The sequence below is a fragment of the Rhodococcus sp. IC4_135 genome, assembly GCF_011602025.1.
GTDB classification, from domain to species: domain Bacteria; phylum Actinomycetota; class Actinomycetes; order Mycobacteriales; family Mycobacteriaceae; genus Rhodococcus_F; species Rhodococcus_F baikonurensis.
Window position 1 is genome coordinate 63,101 of the sequence record NZ_JAAOLG010000011.1, and the last position, 22,070, is coordinate 85,170.

Annotated in this window: 19 protein-coding genes and 2 tRNA genes; 14 read left to right on the forward strand and 7 right to left on the reverse strand. The window is 62.8% G+C overall.

Features of this window, described 5'->3' with window-relative positions; translation table 11 throughout:
* Positions 1-88: 88 nt before the first annotated feature.
* The 3 genes from G8767_RS20140 to G8767_RS20150 are packed head-to-tail and all read left to right on the forward strand — an operon-like array spanning position 89 to position 6,031.
* A complete protein-coding gene (locus tag G8767_RS20140) occupies positions 89-4,936 on the forward strand; it encodes an NAD-glutamate dehydrogenase (protein ID WP_166811395.1) in 4,848 nt (1,615 codons plus the stop codon).
* A complete protein-coding gene (locus G8767_RS20145) occupies positions 4,933-5,352 on the forward strand; it encodes a thioesterase family protein (RefSeq protein ID WP_003944573.1) in 420 nt (139 codons plus the stop codon). Before G8767_RS20140 ends, G8767_RS20145 begins: the two co-directional genes overlap by 4 nt.
* A complete protein-coding gene (locus G8767_RS20150; RefSeq protein WP_166811397.1) occupies positions 5,345-6,031 on the forward strand; it encodes a hypothetical protein in 687 nt (228 codons plus the stop codon). Before G8767_RS20145 ends, G8767_RS20150 begins: the two co-directional genes overlap by 8 nt.
* A 66-nt stretch (positions 6,032-6,097) precedes the next feature.
* Here the strand turns inward: G8767_RS20150 and G8767_RS20155 are convergent, their stop codons facing one another.
* Complete coding sequence (locus G8767_RS20155) at positions 6,098-7,696, reverse strand: glycoside hydrolase family 13 protein (RefSeq protein ID WP_095969709.1); 1,599 nt, start codon at positions 7,694-7,696, stop codon at positions 6,098-6,100.
* Positions 7,697-7,859: 163 nt separating this feature from the next.
* Here G8767_RS20155 and G8767_RS20160 point away from each other — a divergent pair, with 163 nt between their 5' ends.
* On the forward strand, positions 7,860-8,294 hold the full coding sequence (locus G8767_RS20160) for a cupin domain-containing protein (protein ID WP_200317925.1): 435 nt from the start codon (positions 7,860-7,862) through the stop codon (positions 8,292-8,294).
* Positions 8,295-8,298: 4 nt separating this feature from the next.
* On the opposite strand, the gene G8767_RS20165 is transcribed toward G8767_RS20160, so the two are convergent.
* Positions 8,299-8,706: a globin gene (locus G8767_RS20165; RefSeq protein WP_003944464.1), complete on the reverse strand. Its 408-nt coding sequence runs from the start codon at positions 8,704-8,706 to the stop codon at positions 8,299-8,301.
* Between the two features lie 335 nt (positions 8,707-9,041).
* Between G8767_RS20165 and G8767_RS20170 the strand changes: the two genes are divergently transcribed.
* The 3 genes from G8767_RS20170 to G8767_RS20180 all read left to right on the forward strand — a co-directional run bounded on the left by G8767_RS20170 (position 9,042) and on the right by G8767_RS20180 (position 10,463).
* Positions 9,042-9,587: an HNH endonuclease gene (locus G8767_RS20170; RefSeq protein WP_019749093.1), complete on the forward strand. Its 546-nt coding sequence runs from the start codon at positions 9,042-9,044 to the stop codon at positions 9,585-9,587.
* A 146-nt stretch (positions 9,588-9,733) separates the two neighbouring features.
* Positions 9,734-9,997 carry a hypothetical protein gene (locus G8767_RS20175; RefSeq protein WP_007730943.1) on the forward strand — a complete coding sequence of 88 codons (264 nt, stop codon included), beginning with the start codon at positions 9,734-9,736 and terminating at the stop codon, positions 9,995-9,997.
* Positions 9,984-10,463 carry a DUF5130 domain-containing protein gene (locus G8767_RS20180; protein ID WP_095969711.1) on the forward strand — a complete coding sequence of 160 codons (480 nt, stop codon included), beginning with the start codon at positions 9,984-9,986 and terminating at the stop codon, positions 10,461-10,463. The genes G8767_RS20175 and G8767_RS20180 overlap by 14 nt, the downstream gene beginning before the upstream one ends.
* A gap of 71 nt (positions 10,464-10,534) precedes the next feature.
* On the opposite strand, the gene pepN is transcribed toward G8767_RS20180, so the two are convergent.
* Together pepN and G8767_RS20190 are read right to left on the reverse strand one after the other, a co-directional pair.
* Positions 10,535-13,114 (reverse strand): aminopeptidase N, encoded by a 2,580-nt coding sequence (gene pepN / locus G8767_RS20185; protein WP_166811401.1) that lies wholly within the window; start codon positions 13,112-13,114, stop codon positions 10,535-10,537.
* Positions 13,115-13,179: 65 nt separating this feature from the next.
* Positions 13,180-14,415, reverse strand: coding sequence for an FAD-dependent oxidoreductase (locus G8767_RS20190; RefSeq protein WP_166811403.1), 1,236 nt, complete (start codon positions 14,413-14,415; stop codon positions 13,180-13,182).
* A gap of 166 nt (positions 14,416-14,581) precedes the next feature.
* On the opposite strand from G8767_RS20190, the gene G8767_RS20195 reads away from it, so the two are divergent.
* Positions 14,582-15,205 carry a DsbA family protein gene (locus tag G8767_RS20195; protein ID WP_003944541.1) on the forward strand — a complete coding sequence of 208 codons (624 nt, stop codon included), beginning with the start codon at positions 14,582-14,584 and terminating at the stop codon, positions 15,203-15,205.
* Here the strand turns inward: G8767_RS20195 and G8767_RS20200 are convergent.
* Positions 15,193-16,071 (reverse strand): M48 family metallopeptidase, encoded by an 879-nt coding sequence (locus tag G8767_RS20200; RefSeq protein ID WP_166811405.1) that lies wholly within the window; start codon positions 16,069-16,071, stop codon positions 15,193-15,195. The two genes, G8767_RS20195 and G8767_RS20200, sit on opposite strands and share 13 nt — an antisense overlap.
* 100 nt (positions 16,072-16,171) lie before the next feature.
* On the opposite strand from G8767_RS20200, the gene G8767_RS20205 reads away from it, so the two are divergent.
* Together G8767_RS20205 and G8767_RS20210 are read left to right on the forward strand one after the other, a co-directional pair.
* Positions 16,172-16,645, forward strand: coding sequence for a ribose-5-phosphate isomerase (locus tag G8767_RS20205; RefSeq protein ID WP_095969714.1), 474 nt, complete (start codon positions 16,172-16,174; stop codon positions 16,643-16,645).
* A 15-nt stretch (positions 16,646-16,660) separates the two neighbouring features.
* On the forward strand, positions 16,661-17,458 hold the full coding sequence (locus tag G8767_RS20210; protein ID WP_095969715.1) for a DNA-formamidopyrimidine glycosylase family protein: 798 nt from the start codon (positions 16,661-16,663) through the stop codon (positions 17,456-17,458).
* Here G8767_RS20210 and G8767_RS20215 read toward each other — a convergent pair.
* Entirely contained in the window at positions 17,455-18,243 is a 789-nt protein-coding gene (locus G8767_RS20215) for a DUF1542 domain-containing protein (RefSeq protein WP_166811518.1), read from the reverse strand. The two genes, G8767_RS20210 and G8767_RS20215, sit on opposite strands and share 4 nt — an antisense overlap.
* Before the next feature lie 194 nt (positions 18,244-18,437).
* Positions 18,438-18,511, reverse strand: a tRNA-Gly gene (locus G8767_RS20220).
* A gap of 407 nt (positions 18,512-18,918) precedes the next feature.
* Here G8767_RS20220 and G8767_RS20225 point away from each other — a divergent pair.
* The 4 genes from G8767_RS20225 to G8767_RS20240 all read left to right on the forward strand — a co-directional run bounded on the left by G8767_RS20225 (position 18,919) and on the right by G8767_RS20240 (position 21,995).
* Positions 18,919-18,992, forward strand: a tRNA-Pro gene (locus G8767_RS20225).
* Between the two features lie 114 nt (positions 18,993-19,106).
* Positions 19,107-20,480 (forward strand): trigger factor, encoded by a 1,374-nt coding sequence (gene tig, locus G8767_RS20230; protein WP_166811407.1) that lies wholly within the window; start codon positions 19,107-19,109, stop codon positions 20,478-20,480.
* Between the two features lie 216 nt (positions 20,481-20,696).
* Positions 20,697-21,284, forward strand: coding sequence for an ATP-dependent Clp protease proteolytic subunit (locus G8767_RS20235; RefSeq protein WP_007730960.1), 588 nt, complete (start codon positions 20,697-20,699; stop codon positions 21,282-21,284).
* Between the two features lie 48 nt (positions 21,285-21,332).
* Positions 21,333-21,995, forward strand: coding sequence for an ATP-dependent Clp protease proteolytic subunit (locus G8767_RS20240; RefSeq protein ID WP_003944539.1), 663 nt, complete (start codon positions 21,333-21,335; stop codon positions 21,993-21,995).
* Positions 21,996-22,070: the final 75 nt, after the last annotated feature.

Genomic DNA, 22,070 nt, shown 5'->3' on the forward strand with positions numbered 1-22,070 from the left:
CAGTTCACCCTAGGTACTGGTTGCCGCGGCTAGTCTCGAGTCAGAGATTGGTCGCGGCGATCAGAACCCACAAGGATGTGAGCCAGGAATGACAGACCGTGTACGGCAGCAGGGCACAGGCCTCGACGAAGCGACGTTGTTGACGCGTCTTCGCGAGGCCTTTTTCACGCACATCGACGAGGGTGACAGCGACGACGTCATCAACGGTCGGTCGGATCGAGTTCTGCTCGCGCATCTTGCGCTCGGGAGGCAGAGGACGCCGGGCACGGCCGTATGGCGTGTGTACCGCCCGTCAGGATCCGAGGGTCTCGGCGCTGCCGTCCAGATCGTCACCGACGACATGTCGTTGCTCGTCGAGTCCGTTACCGCGATGCTCAACCGACAAGGTGTGGGAATCAGTCAATTCGCACATCCGATTCTGACGGTTGATCGCGACGACTCCGGCAATCTGATGTCCTTGGGCGACAGGGGTATCCAAGAATCCTGGATGCACGTCCAGTTGGACTCCGAAGTCGAGGATTCCGCTCTCGACGCGATCGAGGCACACCTCGGCAAAGTGCTCGCGGACGTCCGTCAGGTGGTTGGTGACACCCCGGACATGAAGGCACTGCAACTGCGCATTGCCGACGAGTTGGCGAGTGCCGCAGAAACTGCCTCCGGGAGGATCACCCCCGAAGAATTCTCCGACACCGCTCGACTGCTGCGGTGGATGGCGGACGGAAACTACGCCGTACTCGGATACCGGCGATTCGAGGGCACGAAGGACGGCTCACGCACGGTCGCCGGCAGTGGACTCGGCGTGCTGCGTTCCGACGCGGTCACCGAGGGCCCGATGAGCTTGCCTCCCGTTGCGGACCTCCCGGATCGACCCCTTCTGGTCCTGACGCAGGGATCGTTCCCCGCCACGGTGCACCGCGCTGTCTACCCGTACTTCGTGGGTGTGTCGATCCTCGACGACGAGGGAAACATCGTGGGGGAGCACAGGTTCCTGGGTGTGTTCACCGTGGTCGCTCTCCACGAGAACGTCCTCGCGATTCCTTTGATCGAGCGACGCGTACGCGAAGTCATCGCGCGTGCCGGTGTCGACCTGCATTCGTACTCCGGTCAGGCGATGCTCGAGGTCATCCAGTCGTTCCCGCGCACCGAGTTGTTCTCGAGCGATGCCGAGACCCTGTTCGAGACCGTGCACGCCGTGCACAGCATCGGGCTTCGCCGCCAGGTGCGACTCTTCGTCCGTGAGGACACGTTCGGCCGCTTCGTGTCCTGCCTGGTGTATCTGCCTCGCGACCGGTACACGACGCGAGTTCGACTCGCGATGCAGCATCTACTCTGGCGTGAGTTCGGTCCGGGCACAGTCGATTACACCGCCAGAGTCACCGAGAACGACCTCGCGTTGCTGCACGTGACCATCCGGCGCGATCCGGACAGCGAACCGGTTCGTCTGGATGTTTCCGAGGCCAATCGCGAGCGCGTTCAGGCACTGCTGACCGAAGCCAGTCGTAGCTGGGACGACCGCATCACCGATCTTGTTCGCGAAAGCCCGGGTGTGGATCCGGAACTGGTGCAGCGGTATTCGCGGGTGCTGCCGGACGGATACAAAGAAGACTTCGAACCTTCGCGTGCGCTCGCCGACATCGCCAGGCTCGAGGCGTTGGCACCGGGTGCGATCGACGTACTGCTCTATCGCGCTGTGGACTCCGCGCCCGGTGCCTGGCGCTTCACGCTTTTCGTCGGCGGCGACGGTATCTCGTTGAGTCAGGTGCTGCCGGTGCTGCAGTCACTCGGCGTCGAAGTTCTCGACGAGCGGCCGCACGTCGTGCAGCGCCTCGACGGCGTTCAGTGCTGGATCTACGATTTCGGACTGTCGGTGCCGGCCGATCTTCGGGCGTCAGTGGAGGTCGATCTCGATGCGCAGGTGCCACTCGAGACCAGTACCGCCCCGCTGACCGAGGTTCAGAAGCGATTCACTGCTGCATTCGGTGCAGTCTGGTTCGGCCGGGCAGAAGCTGACCGATTCAACGAGTTGGTGCTGCGGGCCGGAATGTCCTGGCGGCAGGCCGTCGTGCTGCGTGCTTACGCAAAGTATCTGCGCCAGGCCACATTTCCGTACAGTCAGTTCCACATCGAAGGAATCGCGCTTACGCACCCGCAGACCGCGTTTGCATTGGTGCAGTTGTTCGAGGCGATGTTCGACCCCGAGAAGCAGGACGACATCCGCGTCGCCGAATTGGACGAGCAGTTGCGTGCGTCCATCGACGAGGTACTCAGCTTGGATGCAGATCGCATCCTGCGCGGAATGTTCTCCTTGGTGAAGGCGACCTTGCGCACCAATTTCTACGTCGTCGACGCCGATGACCGCTCTCGCGACTACCTGTCGGTCAAGCTCGATCCGTCACGGATCAGCGAGTTGCCAAAGCCGCGGCCGGCTTTCGAGATCTACGTGTACTCACCCGAGGTCGAAGGTGTCCACCTGCGATTCGGTGCGGTCGCGCGCGGTGGGCTCCGCTGGTCCGACCGGCGCGAGGATTTCCGCACCGAGGTGCTCGGCTTGGTGAAGGCTCAGGCCGTCAAGAACGCGGTGATCGTCCCGGTGGGGGCCAAAGGTGGCTTCGTCGTGAAGAATCCGCCTCTGCCGACGGGTGATCCCGTCGCTGATCGAACGGCGACGCTGGAAACGGGTAAGGCCTGCTACACCACGTTCATCTCCGGATTGCTCGACATCACCGACAATGTGCACGCTGCCACCGGAGAAGTTGTGACGCCGGATCGAGTGGTACGCAAGGACGATCAGGATCGCTATCTGGTGGTTGCCGCGGACAAGGGCACGGCGACGTTCTCCGATCTCGCGAATTCGGTTGCCGCCAAGTACGATTTCTGGCTCGGCGACGCGTTTGCCTCCGGTGGTTCCGTGGGATACGACCACAAGGGTATGGGTATCACCGCCCGGGGTGCCTGGGAAAGCGTCAAGCGGCACTTCCGCGAACTTGGTGTCGACACGCAGACCGAGGATTTCACGACGGTTGGCGTCGGAGACATGAGCGGAGACGTGTTCGGCAACGGAATGCTCCTCAGTCGGCACATCCGATTGGTCGGCGCATTCGACCATCGACACATCTTCCTCGATCCGAACCCGGATGCAGCGAGCTCGTTCGTGGAGCGTCAACGACTGTTCGAGTTGCCACGGTCGTCGTGGGCCGACTACGACAAGAGCCTGATCAGCGAAGGTGGTGGCGTCTGGGATCGCACGGTCAAGTCGGTTCCGATTGCCGAAAGCGTCCGGATCGCACTGGGTCTGGCCGAGGACGTCACGAAGCTGTCGCCGCCGGAATTGATGCAGGCGATTCTGTCGGCACCGGTGGATCTGCTGTGGAACGGCGGAATCGGTACATACGTCAAGGCGTCGACCGAGACCAACGCGCAGGTCGGAGACAAGAGCAACGACGCGGTGCGTGTCGACGGTCAAGACCTACGAGTCAAGGTGATCGGTGAGGGCGGCAACCTCGGCGTGACTGCTCTGGGACGAATCGAGTTCAGCGCCAACGGTGGTCACATCAACACCGACGCCATCGACAACTCGGCAGGCGTCGACTGCTCCGATCACGAAGTGAACATCAAGATTCTTCTCGATTCACTCGTGCGCTCGCAGTTGCTGCCGACGCAGGAACGGAATCCGTTGCTGGCGTCGATGACCGACGACGTGGCTGCGCTGGTGTTGGCGGACAACATCGCCCAGAACGCGCTGCTCGGAATCTCCCGCGTGACCGCACCGCAGATGCTCGGTGTTCACCGCCGTCAGCTGACGGATCTGACCAAGGCACGTGGCCTGGACCGCAAGCTGGAGGCGTTGCCGACCGACAAGGAGATCGAGCGTCGACTCGAGGTCGGTGTGGGTCTGACATCGCCGGAATTGGCGACGCTGACGGCGCACGTCAAGCTTTCACTCAAGGACGATCTGCTCGCAACCGAGTTGCCGGACAACGATTTCTTCGCCCAGCAGATCCCGCAGTACTTCCCGACCGCTGTTCGTGATCGGTTCGAAACGGAGATCAAAGCACACCCATTGCGGCGGCAGATCGTCGCGACGATGCTCGTGAACGAAGTGATCGACAACGGCGGAATCACGTACGCCTACCGCTTGGCCGAGGAGACCGGAGCGAGCAGCACCGACTCGATCCGTGCCTACGCCGCTGTGCGAGAGGTCTTTGCGCTCGACGAGGTGTGGTCGCGAATCCGCTCGGCCGGCGTCAGCGCAGAGATCGAAAATGAACTGATCGTGGAGTCCTGCCGCCTGCTCGACCGCGCGTCGCGCTGGTTCCTGGCCAATCGACCCCAGCCGATCGCCGTCGGTGCCGAGGTAGCGCGTTATTCGGCAGCGTATCGGGCGACGGCGCCGCTGGTTCCGGGGCTGCTCGCCGGCCACCAGCTCGACGATCTGCTGGTGCGGGCCCAATCGGTGATCGATCGTGGGGCTCCGGAAGCGTTGGCGCTGGAGGTGTTCCGACTGCTCGACGTCTACTGCCTACTGGACATCGCGGATATCGCCGACATCGCAGATCACGACATCACCGAAGTCGCGGAGCTGTATTACGCCTTGGATGCGCATCTCGGAATCGACTGGTTGCTGAGCGCCGTTTCGGGACTCGAGCGCGGCGATCGCTGGCACTCGCTGGCGCGGCTCGCGTTGCGAGACGACCTCTACAGTTCGCTTCGGCAGCTGACGATGGAGGTTCTGGCCGGCGGCGAGCCGGGGGAGTCGCCACAGGAGAAGATCGACGAATGGGAATCGACCAACGCCTCGCGGCTGAGCCGAGCGAGGGCAGCTCTCGTCGAAATCTTCGAGTCTGGGACGCTTGACCTCGCGACGCTCTCGGTGGCGGCGCGTCAGGTTCGCAGCATGGTGCGCAGCATGGGCACCCGATCGGAGGTAGGACGTTGAGCGAAGGATTCCACGCCGAAGTTGTGGTTCGGTGGTCCGACATGGATGCCTTCCAGCACATCAACCACGCACGGATGGTGACGTTGCTCGAAGAGGCGCGGATTCCTTGGTTGTTCGAAGACTCGCGCCCGACGGTCACCCTGCGTGACGGGGCTGTGATCGCCGATCTCCATGTGCGGTATCGCGGGCAACTGCGGCACGACGATTCACCCCTCGACGTCTTCATGTGGGTGGAAAAGGTTCGCGCGGTGGACTTCACGATCGCGTACGAGGTTCGCCCCCGCGGCGCCGATCTCAGTGTCCCGCCGTCCATCGTGGCATCGACTCAGATCGCGGCCTTCGATATCGACACTCAACGTCTACGTCGCCTCAGCGGGCCCGAGCGCGAGTATCTGGAGAGCTGGCAACGTGCATGAACGTGTCCTGACCGTGCCCGAGGAAGCCGAGCGAAAGAACCTGGCCGGCTTCATCGGTCACGCCTTGCGTTTGGACGAGTCCGCGGTCATCCGAATGCGTCGACGCGGCGATGCGCACCTGAGTGTCTGGGCGTCAACGGGTTTCGACGCTCTCGCTACGCGAACCGTGGCGGGCACCATCAACCCTGACGACACCTCGGCTGCCGGCGATCAGTTGCTCACGGCGGTGGAGCAGGCAACGGGTGAGCTGATCGATCCGGGGTTTGCCATGGATTCGGCGTGGCGCGGGGCGTTGCCGCCGATGGACGGCTTCGAGCACCTGGACGACGTACCCGCCCGGGTGCTGATCGAACTGGCGCAGCGGGGCAACGCCTTGGCGCTGGAGCACGGCAGTAGTCACGGTCCGCCGGCGTCGTTGCTCGATCAGGACGTGCTCGAGGTCAGTGGTCCATCAGGCACGGTCGGGATCTCGATGCGAGTTATTTTCGCCTTGACCGCAATGGGATTCGTTCCGCACGCCGGATCCGAAGCGATGACCGCCGACATCGATCTCGAGCAGATCGACGCGTCGGAACTGGTTCGGGTACGGGCGAGTAGATCGTGGGTGCGCCTGGATGCACGGTTCGGTTCGATCTACCGCCACCGCGGTGGTTCGATACCGCTGATGGTTTCACGATAGGAGTTCAGGCGGCGGCCACCACCAGTGCGATGGGGCCGCCGCCTGACGACGTGCGAGAGTGTTCGGTCAGATCAGCCACGCCGCAGCGTTGACGGGCAACTGACCGTCGACGAGTGGTGCGCTGCTCAACAGCAGCTGCCCGCTCGGCAATGCGATCGGCACCTCCGTGGTGTTGAGAGCACAGATCAGGCCACCGCGTCGACGGAAAGCGAGGCAGCCGGGGGGACTGCCGTACCAATCGATGTCGGTGCCGGAAAACTCAGGCCTGGCGCTACGAAGTTCGAGGGCGGCGCGATAGAGCGAAAGCATCGAGTCCACGTCCTCGATCTGAGCCTCCACGGTGAGCGTCGACCACTCGGCCGGCATCGGCAACCAGGTGCTCGCACCGGTGGTGAATCCGAACGGGGGTTCGCTCCCTTCCCACGGAAGGGGCACTCGGCAGCCGTCGCGTCCTCGCTCCGCATGTCCGGATCGTTCCCAGACCGGGTCCTGTAGTGCGTCGTCGGGAAGGTCGACGTTCGGCAGGCCGAGTTCTGCGCCGTTGTAGATGAAGCTCGCGCCCGGCAGCGCCAACTCGACGAGAATCATCGCCCGTGCGCGTTGCGTTCCGATCTCGCCCCCGCCGTAGCGCGTGACTTCACGTTCGACGTCGTGATTCGACAGTGTCCACGTGGGCACACCCCCGACCTCGGCGACGGCCGCGAGGGAGTTCTCCACGGCCTCTCGGACGGACTCGGCCGAGAATTCGGTTTCTGCAAGCCGGAAGTTGAATCCGAGATGCAGCTCGTCCGGCCGGATGTATTCGCCGAACTTCTGGTTGTCCTTCACCCAGATTTCACCGACGGTCATCGCCTCCGGGAACTCGTCCATGACCTTGCGGATGCCGCGGTGGATTTCGTGAACTGCCGGGTTGTTGAACCGTGGGTCGTCGTCGGAATTGCGCATGAGCTCGTTGAGCTCCCAGTCGTGGTCCGGCAAACCGTCGGGCTTGGCCATTCCGTGAGCCACGTCGATGCGAAATCCGTCGATTCCGCGCTCGAGCCAGAAGCGCAGAGTCTTGGCGAGGTCGTCGAAGACTTCGGGGTTGTCCCAGTTCAGGTCTGGCTGTTCCTTGGCGAAGATGTGCAGGTACCACTGGCCGGGTGTTCCGTCGGCTTCGGTGACGCGGGTCCACGCCGGGCCGCCGAAGATGCTCGGCCAGTTGTTCGGTGGTTCGTTGCCGTTCTCACCTTTGCCGTCTCGGAAGATGTAGCGGGATCGCTCCGCAGAACCGGGCGCCGACGCCAGGGCAGCCTTGAACCACTCGTGCTGATCACTCGTGTGGTTCGGGACCAGGTCCATGGTGACCTTGATTCCGCGTTCGTGGGCTGACGTGATCAGCGAATCCATCGTCGCCAGATCACCGAACAGGGGATCGATGTCGCGAGGATCCGAGACGTCGTAGCCGTGGTCTGCCATCGGTGACTTCATCACCGGGCTCAACCAGATCGCGTCGATGCCGAGCAGTTCGAGGTAGCCGAGTTTCTCCTCGACTCCGCCGAGGTCGCCGATACCGTCGCTGCCCGAATCGGCAAAGGAACGCGGATAGATCTGATAGAAGACAGCCTCGTTCCACCACGGGGCTTCTGGCCGGCTTACAGAGGACGAATCCGCGGGGGTGCTCACAGCAGTTCATAGTGCCAAACGTCCGGCACTCTCACGACTTGGACACGGCAAAAGCGTGACTCTTTACCTAGCCTTGGTGTACTTTGCATTGACGCGGCGATGCCAAGTGGCAACTTTGGTGTTACTGCCGGGGGAGAAGTATCGAGAATTCAACCAAGGGGGCTTGGCCTTGACTTTGTCGGCAATCGAAGCGGTCAATTTGGATCACGTGTTACTCGACGAGGATCCGATCAACCGGGACTGGATAATCTCCGGCACACCGGTTGCGCGCTCGGCACAGTGGTCGGTGAGTAAAGACGGAACCACGACCACGCACGTCTGGGATTGCACCAAGGGGCGCTTTCGCTGGTACTTCCACGCGGACGAAATCGTGCACATCATCGAAGGTTCGGTCACCGTTCAGGCCGACGGAATCGCGAAGCGAACCCTCGGAGTCGGCGATGCCGCACTTTTTCGTGCGGGCAGCTGGTCGGAGTGGGAGGTCGAAGAGTACGTGCGCAAGCATGCAATCTTGAGTTCACCCCTGCATCCCACGGTGTCGTTCGGGGTACGAGCAGCTCGTCGGGTCGCGCGCGTGTTCAGGCCGAAGGCGAAGTAAACGGTCAGATGGCGGAGTTGACCATGGACGCGGCAGCCATCTCCATGTAGTCGATCAACTGCTTTCGGTGCACCGGGCTCAGAGTCTTCTCGTCGATGGACGCGATGGCTACGTGCATGCACCGCAGCCACGCATCACGCTCGATCGGGCCGATCACGAATGGATTGTGGCGCATCCGCAGACGCGGGTGACCACGCTCCTCCGAGTACGTGTGCGGCCCGCCCCAGTACTGCTCGAGGAACATCCGCATCCGCCGCTCGGCCGGGCCGAGATCGGCCTCGGGGTAGAGCGGGCGCACAACCTCGTCCTTCGCGACTTCTTCGTAGAATCGCGCGGTGAGCTTGTGAAACGTCTCGGCTCCGCCGACGGCGTCGTAGAAGGTCTGCTGCACGTCGTGCTGTACGTCATTCATGGCAACTTCCATTGTGCCTGACGGCCGTAGTGGTCGGTTTCCGGGTCGACGACGGTGGTATCGGGTCGGACTGCGTACCCATTCACCGGAAATTCACCGGCCGTCCTGGCAATTTTGTTCGAAATGGGAGTGCGTAACGCGATCATCCGTGGTCAACTTGGGGGCAGTCTCCCGGAGGTCGTATGAAGAACCGACATGCTGCACGCAATCACCGACAACTCCAGCCCACTAGCGCGCGGAACGACCACGCGTTAGGGGCTGTTCTGGAAGTTGTTCCTGACGGGTTCGCGCACACTGCCGACCCACTCTTTTCCGAAGAACGTTCTCACCTCGAGATGTTCCCTCCCGATCGCGTCGTGCCCGAGTGGGTAAAACGTCGGGTGCTACTGCTCAACGTCACGTACGAACCGCTGACCGCCCTTCCTGCCCGGCGCGCGGTCGTACTGATGGCCTGCGGCAAGGCCGATACCGTCCACGAGGACGAACAAGGCCCGGTAGTCCATTCTGCAGACTGGTCGGTGCAGGTTCCCTCGGTCATTCGATTGCGCACCTACGTGCGCGTTCCGTATCGCGCCCGTATCCCCATGACTCGTGCCGCACTGATGCATCGTGACCACTTCCGATGTGCGTACTGCGGAGCCAAAGCCGAAACCATCGACCACGTCGTTCCTCGCAGCAGAGGTGGCGGGCATTCGTGGGAGAACTGCGTCGCGTGCTGTGCCCCCTGCAATCACCGCAAGGCAGACAAGATGCTCAGCGAACTCGGATGGACTCTCCGTGCGGAACTGGTTCCGCCGTCCGGCCCGCACTGGCGTCTGCTCGCGGCGACCAAGGAATTGCATCCGGCGTGGATGCCGTATCTCGGCGTGGGCGCAGCCTGAGCTATGTGTCGGCGTGGGCGCAGCCTGAGCTATGTGTCGGCGTGGGCGCAGCCTGAGCCGCGTTCTGTCGTCACCGAAACGAAATTGCCCGAGAATTTGTGGCCCTGACGCTTTCCTTCCTGGCGTTCTGGGCTACGTTATCTGGTGTGAGCATTCTCGAGGTAGTACTGATATACGTTGGGATTCCGGCCTTGATCACCGCGTTCTTCGCGGCTGCGTCCTTCCTCGGGAAGAAGACGCCGGGACCGGTTCCGCCGGCGTTCCATCTCGGTGAGTCGTGGGATCACGCTCCCGTGCTGTGGAGTGCTGTCGACGAAGTCACCGTTCGCGGTGGCCATCACGGCAGTGCGCACGCAATCGAAGCCGGTTCGGCTGATCTGATCGGAGGGTCCGCAAGTGGCAAGTGGTGATCATTCGACCGCGCTCGCAGTAGCGCCCGAGGACCTGCCGGTCGGCAGCGTCGTCACGTCCAGCGGACGTGTTTCCGGTGTGCACCGCATCGGCGAGCCGTTCACCGACGATCTTCCGTTCGAGACCAGGGATCTGGTCGCGCTCGACGTCGCGATGACCGAAGCGACGCGCGCCACCAAGGTGCGATTCAACGCTTACATCGGTGATCTCGGTTCCGATCCGGCAGCGGGTGCCGACGCACTGTTCCCGACCACGCCCGAAGCCGAGCGTTCGGTGCTGATCGCTGTCTCGCCCAACCAGCGCACCGTCGAGGTACGCAGCGGGCGGGCAATCGCCGATCGGGTCACTGATCGCGTTACCCAGCTCGGAGCAACCGCAGCTGTCGCATCGTTCAGCGAAGGCAATCTGATCGACGGGCTGATCAGCGCAATCCGCGTTATGGCAGCCGCAATCTCAGCGCCGTAACTTCTTGTCGGACAAAGGCCGGTGCCCGCGTCGATTCGTGAGAATCGACGCGGGCACCGGCCTTTCGCATGTCAGCTCGCGTCGAACTTTCGTGCGGCGAGCGAACGAACCACACCGGCCTGGCCTTCGACGACCAGACGACGCAGCGCGGGAGGGATGTCGCCTTCGAGGAATCGGTCTGCGGCCGCGATGGATTCTGCAGAGATCGACCACGACGGGTACAGCCCGATGACAACCGTCTGCGCCACTTCGCTCGAGCGTCGTTCCCACACTGCCGCGATGTCGGCGAAGTAGCGGGAGACGAAGGGTTCGAGCAATTCGTCCTGGCCTTCGCGAGCAAACCCGCCGATGATGGATCGCGCGGTGATGTTGGGCACCGAGTCGTCGCCGACGACCTTCGCCCAGACCTCTTCCTTGACAGCGGCCTGCGGACGTCCGGCCGCGGCAGCCGCGGCTTGACGAGCGCCCGCCGCGGTCGGGTCACGCTGGGCTTCGGCGTCGATGAACGGAGTTGCAGTTCCTTCGGCGTCGATCTCACCGGCAGCTGCGAGTGCCCCGACGATGCGCCAGCGAAGATCCGTGTCGACGATCAGGCCGTCGAGCCCAACGGTGGAAGGATCGGCGTCGAGCAATTCGCGCAGAACCTCGGTGTGCCACGGGGAGAGTTCGGCGCCGGTGAGTGCGTTGACGAATGCCAGCTGATGGTCGGACCCGGCCTCCGCCTCACGTGCGAGTTCGAGCAACCGATTGGCGAAGCTCGCCGCGCCTTCGGCCTCGGCCCAGGCAGGGTCTGCGTAGGAGCCGATGGCGGTCTGGGCCTGGAGCAAGAGACGTTGCACCACACCGACTTCGGTCTCCGAACTGATGCCGCGCTCGACCAGTGCGACGAAGTCGCGTGCCTTCAGTTCGGCCTGACGGGTCATTTCCCACGCCGCCGACCAGACCAAGGTGCGGGGGAGTGACTCGGTGATGTCGCCGACTCGCTCGATCGCGGTCGCCAACGATTCGGGATCGAGTCGCACGGAGCCGTAGGTGAGATCGTCGTCGTTGACCAACACGAGTGCACCGCGGGCGACGCCGACAAGTTCGGGGACATCGGTGCTTTCCACAGCATCGAGGTCGAGTTCGACGCGATGGCTTCGCACCAACTTGCCGTCGACGTCGTCGTAGATGCCGATGGCGATCCGGTGGATTCGACGCTCCCCGGCGCCGGGGGCGGCACCGTCCTGCAGGACGGCGAATCGGGTGAACTTTCCGTCTGCGTCGACGTCGAAGTCGGGTCGCAGGATGTTGAGGCCGGTGGTCTTGAGCCACTGTCGACCCCAGTCGGAAAGGTCACGGCCCGAAGACTTTTCGAGTGAGCCCAGCAGGTCGTCGAAGGTTGCGTTTCCGAATGCGTGCTCACGGAAGTACTCACGCAGTCCGGCGAGGAACGGCTCGAGTCCGACGTAGGCGACCAACTGCTTGAGTACGCTGGCGCCCTTGGCGTAGGTGATGCCGTCGAAGTTGACCTCGACGGCGGCCAGGTCCGGAATGTCCGCGGCAATCGGGTGCGTCGACGGCAACTGATCCTGGCGGTATGCCCACGACTTCTCGACGTTGGCGAACGTCGTCCACGCGTTCGTGTACTCGGTCGCTTCCGTCTGGCACAGGACCGAAGCGAAGGTCGCGAACGACTCGTTGAGCCACAGGTCGTCCCACCACGCCATCGTGACGAGGTCTCCGAACCACATGTGCGCCATTTCGTGCAGGACCGTCTCGGCGCGACGCTCGTACGAGTAGCGGGTCACCTTGGAGCGGAAGACGTAGTCCTCCAGGAAGGTCACGGCGCCGGCATTCTCCATCGCGCCCGCATTGAATTCCGGGACGAAGAGCTGGTCGTACTTGCCGAAGGCATAGGGAACACCGAAGTTGCGGTGGTAGAAGTCGAATCCCTGCTTGGTCTCGGTGAAGAGCCGCTCCTCGTCCATGAACTCGGCCAGCGAAGAGCGGCAGAAGATTCCGAGGGGGATGTCGCCGTGCTCGTCGGAGTAGTTGTCGGTCCACTGCGCGTAGGGACCGGCGATGAGCGCCACCAGGTACGTGCTCATCTTCGGGGTGGTCCGGAAGACGTGCTGGCCGGGATCGGCGGCGAGGGTCTCGACGACAGCGGAGTTGGAGATGACCTTCCACGACGTGGGAGCGGTGACGCGGACGTCGAACGTGGCCTTCAGATCGGGCTGATCGAAGCACGCGAACATGCGCTTGGCGTCGGCCGTCTCGAACTGTGAATAGAGGTAGACGGCGTCATCGGTCGGGTCGACGAATCGGTGCAGCCCCTCGCCGGTGTGGGAGTAGATGCAATCGGCCTCGATGACCAGTTCGTTGTCGGCAGCGAGGTCGGGCAGGCTGATACCCGTCGACTCGTCGTAGTCGGAGACGTCGAGCGCGGTGCCGTTGAGGACCGCGGAATGGACTCGGGCCGCGACGATGTCGATGAAGCTGCTTGCGCCTGCCGTCGCCGTGAACGTGACGGTGGTCTTCGAGGAGAACGTCTCCTCGCCGGGTGCGTCGTTGCCGTCGGTGAGATCGAGTTCGATCAGGTAGTTCTGGACGGTCAGGATTGCCGACCGTTGCGCTGCGGTTTCGCGTGTCAGGTTAGGTGCGACCACAAAGATCTCCTCGTAGATGGTGCGGATCTATTACGTCCATCCCATCACGAAGAGAACGACTGCACTCAAGCGGACACTTCTGCCAGCGGAATCTCCGGATCGGCCAAACGCTCCGGATCGACGGGACCCGAAGACGCGACCAATTCCTTGATGGCGTCACCGGCGTCCCAGATGTTCACGTTCATGCCGGCGAGCACCTTGTTCGCGGAATCGAGCCAGAATGCCAGGAACTCGCGCTTGTCGACGTCGCCGCGAGTGACCACACGGGAGTAGCCGCCGTGCGGTGCGTGACCCACGTATTCCATCCCGAGGTCGTACTGGTCGGTGAAGAAATACGGCATGCGCACGTACTCGGCAGGCCGCCCCAACATGGTGTCTGCGGCCGTCTCAGGCTGGTTGAGCGCGTTTGCCCAGTGCTCCACCCGAATTCGTGAATTCAGAATCGGATGCTGTGCGGCCGCGATGTCGCCCACTGCGACGATGTCCGGGTCGCTACTCTGCAGACCGGCATCGACGAGAACGCCGTTGTCGACGTCGATACCCGCCTCCGACGCCAACTCGGTGTTCGGTAACGCGCCGACAGCGATCAACACGGCGTCGGCCGGAATCACGGTGCCGTCGCTCAAAGTGACGCCCGAGGCGTGATCGCCGTCGACAGAGATTGCGCTGACGTCCGTGCCGGTGCGCAAGTCGACGCCGTTCTGGCGGTGCAGAGCGGCGAAGACCTCACCCATTTCCGGGCCGAGGGTCGATTCGAGCGGAAGGCCGGCATGTTCGAGCACGGTGACGTCGACGTCGAAACCGCGGGCCGACGCGGCAATTTCGAGACCGATCCAGCCGGCACCGATCACGACGAGCTTCTTGTCGGCGGCCAGGGTGCGCAGCAGCGCAGCGGCCTGATCGACTGTTCGTACGTAGTGAACGCCTTCGGCGTCGGACCCCGGGATGTCGAGGCGCCGCGAACGTGAACCGGTGGCCAAGGCGAGCTTGTCGTAGCTGATCGTGGAACCGTCCGGAAGTGACACGGTGTGCGCAGCGGGGTCGATGGCCGTTGCCGTCGTTCCCGGACGAAGATCGATGTGATGGTCGCGGAACCACTCGCCGTCGTGGACGGTGAATTCGGGGAGTGTCTTCTTGCCCGCGAAGAACTCCTTCGACAGTGGCGGCCGCTCGTACGGGAGGTGGTCTTCTTCACTCAAAACGGTGATCTCACCGTCGAAATCTTTGTCACGCAGGGCTTCTGCGATCTTTGCGCCCGCGAGCCCGCCGCCGACGATCACGAATCTCCGGTTGGTGCTCATTACTGAACCACTCCTTCGTACTCGTTTCTTTTCGACACTACTGCGATCGGAAGGTAGTTCGGGCGAAAGCGCGGGAAGGATTGCGGGTTCATGATTGTTGGCAGAACGGGAGTATGTCCCCGAACTGATATGACCTGACCGACATGAACTGATAGGGAGTTTCTTCGTGAGCGCAACCTCGAGCAAGACCACGGACACTGCTGACTTCTGGTTCGACCCGCTCTGCCCGTGGTGCTGGATCACCTCGCGCTGGATTCTCGAAGCCCAGCAGGTACGCGACATCGAGGCCAAGTTCCACGTGATGAGCCTTGCGGTTCTCAACGAGGGCCGCGACCTTCCCGACGAGTACCGCGAGATGATGACCAAGGCCTGGGGCCCGGTCCGCGTCGCTATCGCTGCAGCGCAGCTGAAGGGTGACGAGATCCTGCTGCCGCTGTACACGGCCATGGGTACGAAGATTCACAACGAGGGAAACAAAGATTTCGCCGACGTCATCAAGTCGTCCCTCGCCGAGGTGGGCCTGCCTCCTGAATTGGCCGAGGCTGCCGACACCGACAAGTACGACGAGGCACTGCGTGAGAGCCACCACAAGGGTATGGACGCCGTCGGACCCGACGTCGGAACCCCGACGATCCATGTCAATGGCGTGGCGTTCTTCGGTCCCGTGCTGTCACGCATCCCGCGCGGCGAGGATGCAGGCAAGGTCTGGGACGGCGCCGTCGCGCTGGCCGGTTACCCCCACTTCTTCGAGCTCAAGCGGACCCGCAACGAGGATCCTCAGTTCGACTGAGCGGCAGTGAGCGCCGGATTTCGGTAGAGCTGACCGGGCCGGAAGAACAGATGCCCTGAGTGCGTGCGGTTGCGAAGCGCGGCCGCACGCCAGGTCAGCACCGGATGTGACGACAAGATGTTGACGAACCACGGGAAGAAACCGGATTCGAGTGTCGCGCGATCGGCGAGTTCGTCGAACCCGACCAGACCCACGAGATACTTTCCGGCGCCGAGGACACCCATGGCGCCCGGTGCGCCCTGCGGGCGCATGTGGAAACCGAAGTTGTCTGCCGTGTACTCCATGGAACGCGACAGCGAAGACCCGATCACCGGAATGTAGTTCGACGCGAACTGTCCCCACTGACGCCAGTACGACGCATGCCCAGCAGCGATGTGGCCGACCTCGTGGCCGATGATGAATGCGAGCGCATCGGGCTCGCGAGCCTGCCCACCGACTTCGAACAGGTCGCTGTAGACGACGACGAAACGGCGAAATCCGTGCCCCGACGCAAACGCGTTGATCCGTCCGTTCCCCAGCACGACGTAGGCATCCGGCGGAGTTTGCATGCCGAACCGTGCCGCAGCCTCGGCAACCAGCTGATACCCCTCCGGAAATTGTGAAGGCGTCATCTTGATTCCGTTGACCTGTTGCGATCCGTACAGCTGACCTCGCGCGAGGAACAGCAGGATCGGAGCCGCGAGCACCACGAGGATCCATGTCGACAGATCACCCGCAGCGATCAGGACGATCGCCACCACATAAGTGACGACCGTCGTCAGCACCGCGAGCACGAGTAGCGGAATTTCCCACGGGTGGCGAACGGCGTCACTGCCCGGTGACACACGAACGGCGGGTGCAGCGGCCTGGCCGTTGACGGGGTACATGGGCACCACGATAGGTGCGCTCGCGCGGTGATGCGTGTTCCTGAAAGTGTGACGTCGACCCGGGTGCGCCCGGCTGGTCGGGCCTGAGAGAATTGTCGCCATGCGCGTATACCTGGGTGCCGACCATGCCGGATTCGAACGTAAGAACGAGATCATCGAACACCTGAAAGCGAACGGCCACGAGGCCGTCGACTGTGGTGCTCACGAGTACGACGCCGTGGACGACTACCCGGCATTCTGCATCGAAGCCGCAAAGCGCGTCGTTGCGGACGAAGGCAGCCTGGGAATCGTCCTGGGCGGCAGTGGCAACGGCGAGCAGATCGCAGCGAACAAGGTCCCCGGCGCACGGTGCGCCCTCGCCTGGAGCGTCGAAACGGCGAAGCTGGCCCGCGAGCACAACAACGCTCAGCTGATCGGCATCGGCGGACGTATGCATTCCCTCGAGGAGTCGCTTGCCATCGTCGACGCTTTCCTCGCCACCGCATGGTCGGGTGAAGAGCGCCACCAGCGTCGTATCGACATCCTGTCCGAGTACGAGAAGACCGGCGTCGCACCGGCTCTGCCGCAAGCCTGATTCGAAAGTTGTTCCGTGCCTGAAGGTCATACCCTGCATCGGCTGGCACGGTTGCATGCCCGCAAGTTCGTCGGTTCACCGGTCCGCGTCCTCAGTCCGCAAGGCAGATTCGCCGAGGACGCGCGGTTGGTGGACGGACACGTACTCACGTCCTCGGATGCCTGGGGAAAGCACCTCTGGCACACCTATGACAACGGATTGACAGTTCACGTACACCTCGGGCTGTACGGAAAGTTCACCGACTCCGCCCTGCCGATGGAAGAACCGGTAGGCCAGGTCCGGATGCGAATGGTCGGTGCCGATTTCGGCACCGACCTTCGTGGTCCTACTGCCTGCGAAGTCCTGCTGCCCCCTCAGGTCGCCGCGATCGAGGCGAGACTCGGGCCGGACCCATTGCGCCGCGACGCGGATCCGGAGAAAGCCTGGTTGCGAATCTCCAAGTCCAAGAAGGCGATCGGCGCGCTGCTCATGGACCAGGCGGTCCTGGCGGGTGTCGGCAACGTCTACCGCGCCGAACTTCTCTTTCGTCACGGAATCAACCCTGAACGACCGGGGAATCTTCTCTCTCACGACGAATGGACTGCCATGTGGGCAGATCTTGTCGAGTTGATGAAAGTCGGTGTCAGGCGCGGGAAGATGCACGTCGTTCGCGCCGAGCACGACAACGGAGATCCGGCGTACGCAAAAGATCGTCCGCGGACCTACGTCTACAGAAGAGCAGGATCGCCGTGCCGCGTGTGCGGCACGCCGATCCTGCATTCCGTCATGGAGGCGCGAAACCTGTTCTGGTGCCCGGTGTGTCAGTCGGCTTAGAAGTCGAAGCCGCCGAAGTCCCCACCGCCGAAATCGCCGCCTCCGAAGTCCCCGTAGTCGCCGCCTCCGCCGTCTGCGGTGAAATCGGTGTTGTCGATACTTCCTTGGTCCGCGCCGGAGTCACCGGCGTCCATACCCTGATCTCCCGAGTCGCCGGAGTCACCCTGGTCTCCGGAGTCACCCTCGGCTCCCGTATCGCCACCCTGCGCGAAAGCTTCTGCGCTGTAAGGAACCCCGGCCATTCCGGAGAACATGGTCGAGAACAGCATCATCGAACCCAGACCCCACGCCCCGGCGACGAGGGCAGGCTTCCACCACGGCTCGGAGTACCAGCCGGCCGGGACCGGGCGTCCTGCGACTCGGCCGCCGGGGTAGTAGTTGGGTGTGTGCGACGACGGATTGGGTGATGCGGCGACCTTGCGGCCCTCGAATTCCACCTCGCGATCTTCGGTGACCGAACCCGCAGCCTTCTGTCCGTCGATGGAAGGAACGTCCGGTCCCGGATCCATGCCCATCGCCACCCGTGCCGCGCGGATGTAGTAAAGCCCTTCCAGTGCAGTCTGTTTCGCGAGACGTGCCTGCACCGGCGTTGCGGCCTGATCGATCTGCGAGCCTGCGGCGTTGTATCGTTCGGCCGCGTCGGCGAGGGCTTGGCGCGACGCGTCGTCACTGCCGGTCAGGTTGTAGACCTGACCGCCGAGGCGTTCGATCGCCTGCCGGGCATCGGCTTTCGCGTCGTCGAGTTGCGTTGCGCTGTGGCCGGAACCGCGTTGCTGGCTTTTCATGACCAGAAATACGACTACGGCCAGAACGACGAGTATGAGAAGAATCGTGGTCACGAGTGGCCTCCCGAGCAGAATCGATCCGGACAACTCCAGGATACGGACTGCAGGGGAGTGGTCTGAGCGAGCAAAGTCTGAACACAAAGAATCCGCACCGGCTGGGCCGGTGCGGATTCTTTGTGGAGTTTCCCTCCTGATGGAGGGGATGACGGGAATCGAACCCGCGTGATCAGTTTGGAAGACTGAGGCTCTACCATTGAGCTACATCCCCGTGCATACGACAACTCGGGATCGCCGTGTTCGTCGTCTGCGATACGAAACTGTACCCAATGCCCCACCGGATTTCATAATCGGGGGGTCGGAGAAGTTCGAGACCGTCGTTCACCTGGGGAATTTCGATTTGCCCGGCGAGTCGGGGTGTCTTTTCCTTCCGGCCCGGCCTCTGATTCCGGCTCGCATCACGGTTCAGGCAAAGCTGTATGTGGCGGCGGTGGATGACATAGTTGGATGACATACTTGTGGGGGCGGACAGCCGGGCCGTGTACAAACGGCGGTCGGGTTCGTGAGAGAGTAGTGAGCGCGATAGGGTTGTGCGCGGTCACCGATGGTGGCTGCCTTTGTGGCCCGCTGTCTTTGTGGCCTCGGATGGCCGTATCGTGTGTTTCATGTGATCGGAAACGGGATGTAGCGCAGCTTGGTAGCGCATCCGCTTTGGGAGCGGAGGGTCGCAGGTTCAAATCCTGTCATCCCGACAAGTACGTACATGGCACTCACCTCCAGCAAGTACGGGAGTGGAGTGCCGCGCCAGACAGCAGTACCGATTCAACACAAGTTGTGAGCAAGACCAGACGAAGGAGCGAAGTTTCGTGAAGAGCACCGTCGAGCAGCTCAGCCCGACGCGAGTCCGTATCAACGTTGAGGTGCCCTTCGCGGAACTCAAGTCTGATTTCGACAAGGCCTACAAGGCCCTCGCGCAGCAGATTCGTCTCCCCGGCTTCCGCCCCGGTAAGGCTCCGGCCCGACTCCTCGAAGCACGTGTCGGTCGCGGCGCAGTGCTCGAGCAGGTTGTCAACGACGCTCTGCCGTCGCGTTACTCCGAGGCTGTCACCAGCGCCGGCGTGAAGGCCATCGGCCAGCCCGAGATCGAGGTCACCAAGATCGAAGACGGCGAGCTCCTCGAGTTCACCGCCGAGGTCGACGTGCGCCCCGAGATCGAGCTTCCCGACTTCAGCTCCATCAACGTCGAGGTCGATCCGATCGAGATCACCGACGAAGCCATCGAAGAGCAGCTGCTTTCGCTGCGTCAGCGTTTCGGCACCCTCACCGGGGTCGACCGCGCAGTCGAGGACGGCGACTTCGTCTCGATCGACCTGTCGGCCACCGTCGACGGCGAGAACGTTGCCGAGGCAACCGCGAGCGGACTGTCGCACGAGGTCGGATCGGGCCAGCTCATCGAGGGCCTCGACGAAGCCATCGTCGGCCTCAAGGCGGGGGAGTCCAAGGACTTCACGTCGACGCTGGTCGCCGGCGAGTACGCGGGCAAGGAAGCTGTTGTCACCGTGACCGTGCAGACGGTCAAGGAGCGCGAGCTTCCGGCTGAGGACGACGAGTTCGCTCAGCTCGCCAGCGAGTTCGACACCCTCGAAGAGCTGAAGGCTGACCTCCGTGAGCGCGTCGCACGCGTCCGCAAGGTCGAGCAGGCCGGTCAGATCCGCGACATGGTTCTCGAGCAGCTGCTCGAGACCGTCGAGGTTCCGTTGCCGGAGGCCGTTGTCAAGGCTGAGGTCGACGCTGCACTGCACGACGCCGTTCACGGTCTCGATCACGACGAAGAGGCACTGAACAAGCTCCTCGAAGAGCAGGGCAGCAGCCGCGAAGAGTTCGACAAGGATGCACAGGAAGCCGCTGAGCGCTCCGTCAAGACGCAGCTCTTGCTCGACTCGATCGCCGATGCGGGCAACGTCACCGTCGGTCAGGACGAGCTCACCGAGCGCATCCTGTTCCAGGCGCAGCGTTACGGCATGGCTCCCGAGCAGTTCATCCAGCAGATCCAGCAGGCAAACCAGCTCGGCGCCGTCTTCGCAGACGTTCGTCGTGGCAAGGCTCTCGCGTCCGTCGTCGAGTCGGCCGGTGTCAAGGACACCTCCGGCGCAGTCGTCGACACCGCTGAACTGTTCGGCAGCAGCGAGGACGAAACCGAAGCGGATGCGTCTGATTCCGCCGAGAGCGAAGACAAGTAAAAACGCAGGCGGACGGGTGTTTTCACCACGATCGACTGCACTGAGTTTTCCGCTTTGAGCGAAGTAGGGCGGCACCGGGACTCCGGTGCCGCCCTACTTCGTTACTGTCTGTGTCAGTAGAAGTGTTTCGCATAGACGATCCACCGCACAAGTAGATCCACATAGAAGGCAGGTACCGTGACTTCCAATCACCTGGAGACTTTGCAGAGTCCCGCCATGACTTCAGCGACCGCTGGGTTGAACCTCAGCGACTCGGTGTACGAGCGCTTGCTGCGAGAGCGCATCATTTTCCTCGGTACCCAGGTCGACGACGACATCGCCAACAAGCTGTGCGCACAGATCCTGCTGCTCTCGGCCGAGGACCCGACGCGAGACATCTCGCTCTACATCAACTCGCCCGGTGGATCCGTGACCGCAGGTATGGCGATCTTCGACACGATGCAGTTCGCCGAGTGCGACATCGCCACCTTCGGCATGGGCCTTGCGGCGTCGATGGGTCAGTTCCTGCTCTCGGCAGGCACCAAGGGCAAGCGTTACGCACTGCCGCACGCTCGCATCATGATGCACCAGCCGTCCGCCGGTATCGGTGGTTCCGCCAGTGACATCGCGATCATGGCCGAGCAGTTCAAGCACACCAAGCGCGAGATGGCCGAGCTGATCGCTCAGCACACCGGCCAGACGGTCGAGCAGATCACCGCGGACTCCGACCGTGACCGTTGGTTCACGGCGAAGGAAGCTCTCGAGTACGGCTTCGTCGACCACGTCGTCTCCCGTGCGAATCAGGCCGGCGGCACCGGCAACTGAGCCGGTTCGTCCATCCTTTCGCTGCCCAATTCATACTTTGGAGAACTGATGACCAATCTTTTCGGAGCTAACTCGCTGGGCGGCCAGGCGCCGTCGGGCCCCCAATCGCGTTACATCCTGCCCCAGTTCACGGAGCAGACCAGCTATGGCGTCAAGACGTCCGACCCGTACAACAAGCTGTTCGAGGAGCGCATCATCTTCCTCGGCTCGCAGGTCGACGACGTCTCCGCCAACGACCTCATGGCCCAGTTGCTGGTTCTCGAATCGCAGGATCCGGACCGCGACATCACCATGTACATCAACTCGCCCGGTGGCTCGTTCACCGCGCTGATGGCGATCTACGACACGATGCAGTACGTCCGTGCCGACATCTCCACTGTCTGCCTCGGTCAGGCTGCTTCGGCAGCTGCTGTGCTTCTCGCCGGTGGTACGCCGGGCAAGCGCTTCGCGCTTCCCAACTCGCGCATTCTGATTCACCAGCCGGCCACGGGTGGCATCCAGGGTCAGGTTTCCGATCTGGAGATCCAGGCCGCGGAGATCGAGCGTATGCGTCGGCTCATGGAGAGCACGCTGTCGCTGCACACGGGTAAGGATCCGGAGACCATCCGCGTCGACACCGATCGCGACAAGATCCTCACGGCCGAGCAGGCCAAGGAGTACGGCATCATCGACGACGTGCTGGCTTACCGGAAGCTCAGCGCACAGAAGTAGTCGATTTCCGCCTCGTGTCGAGGATCTGTATCGCGATTCCCGACACGAGGCGGACACGTCGAGAAGTGCCTGGTG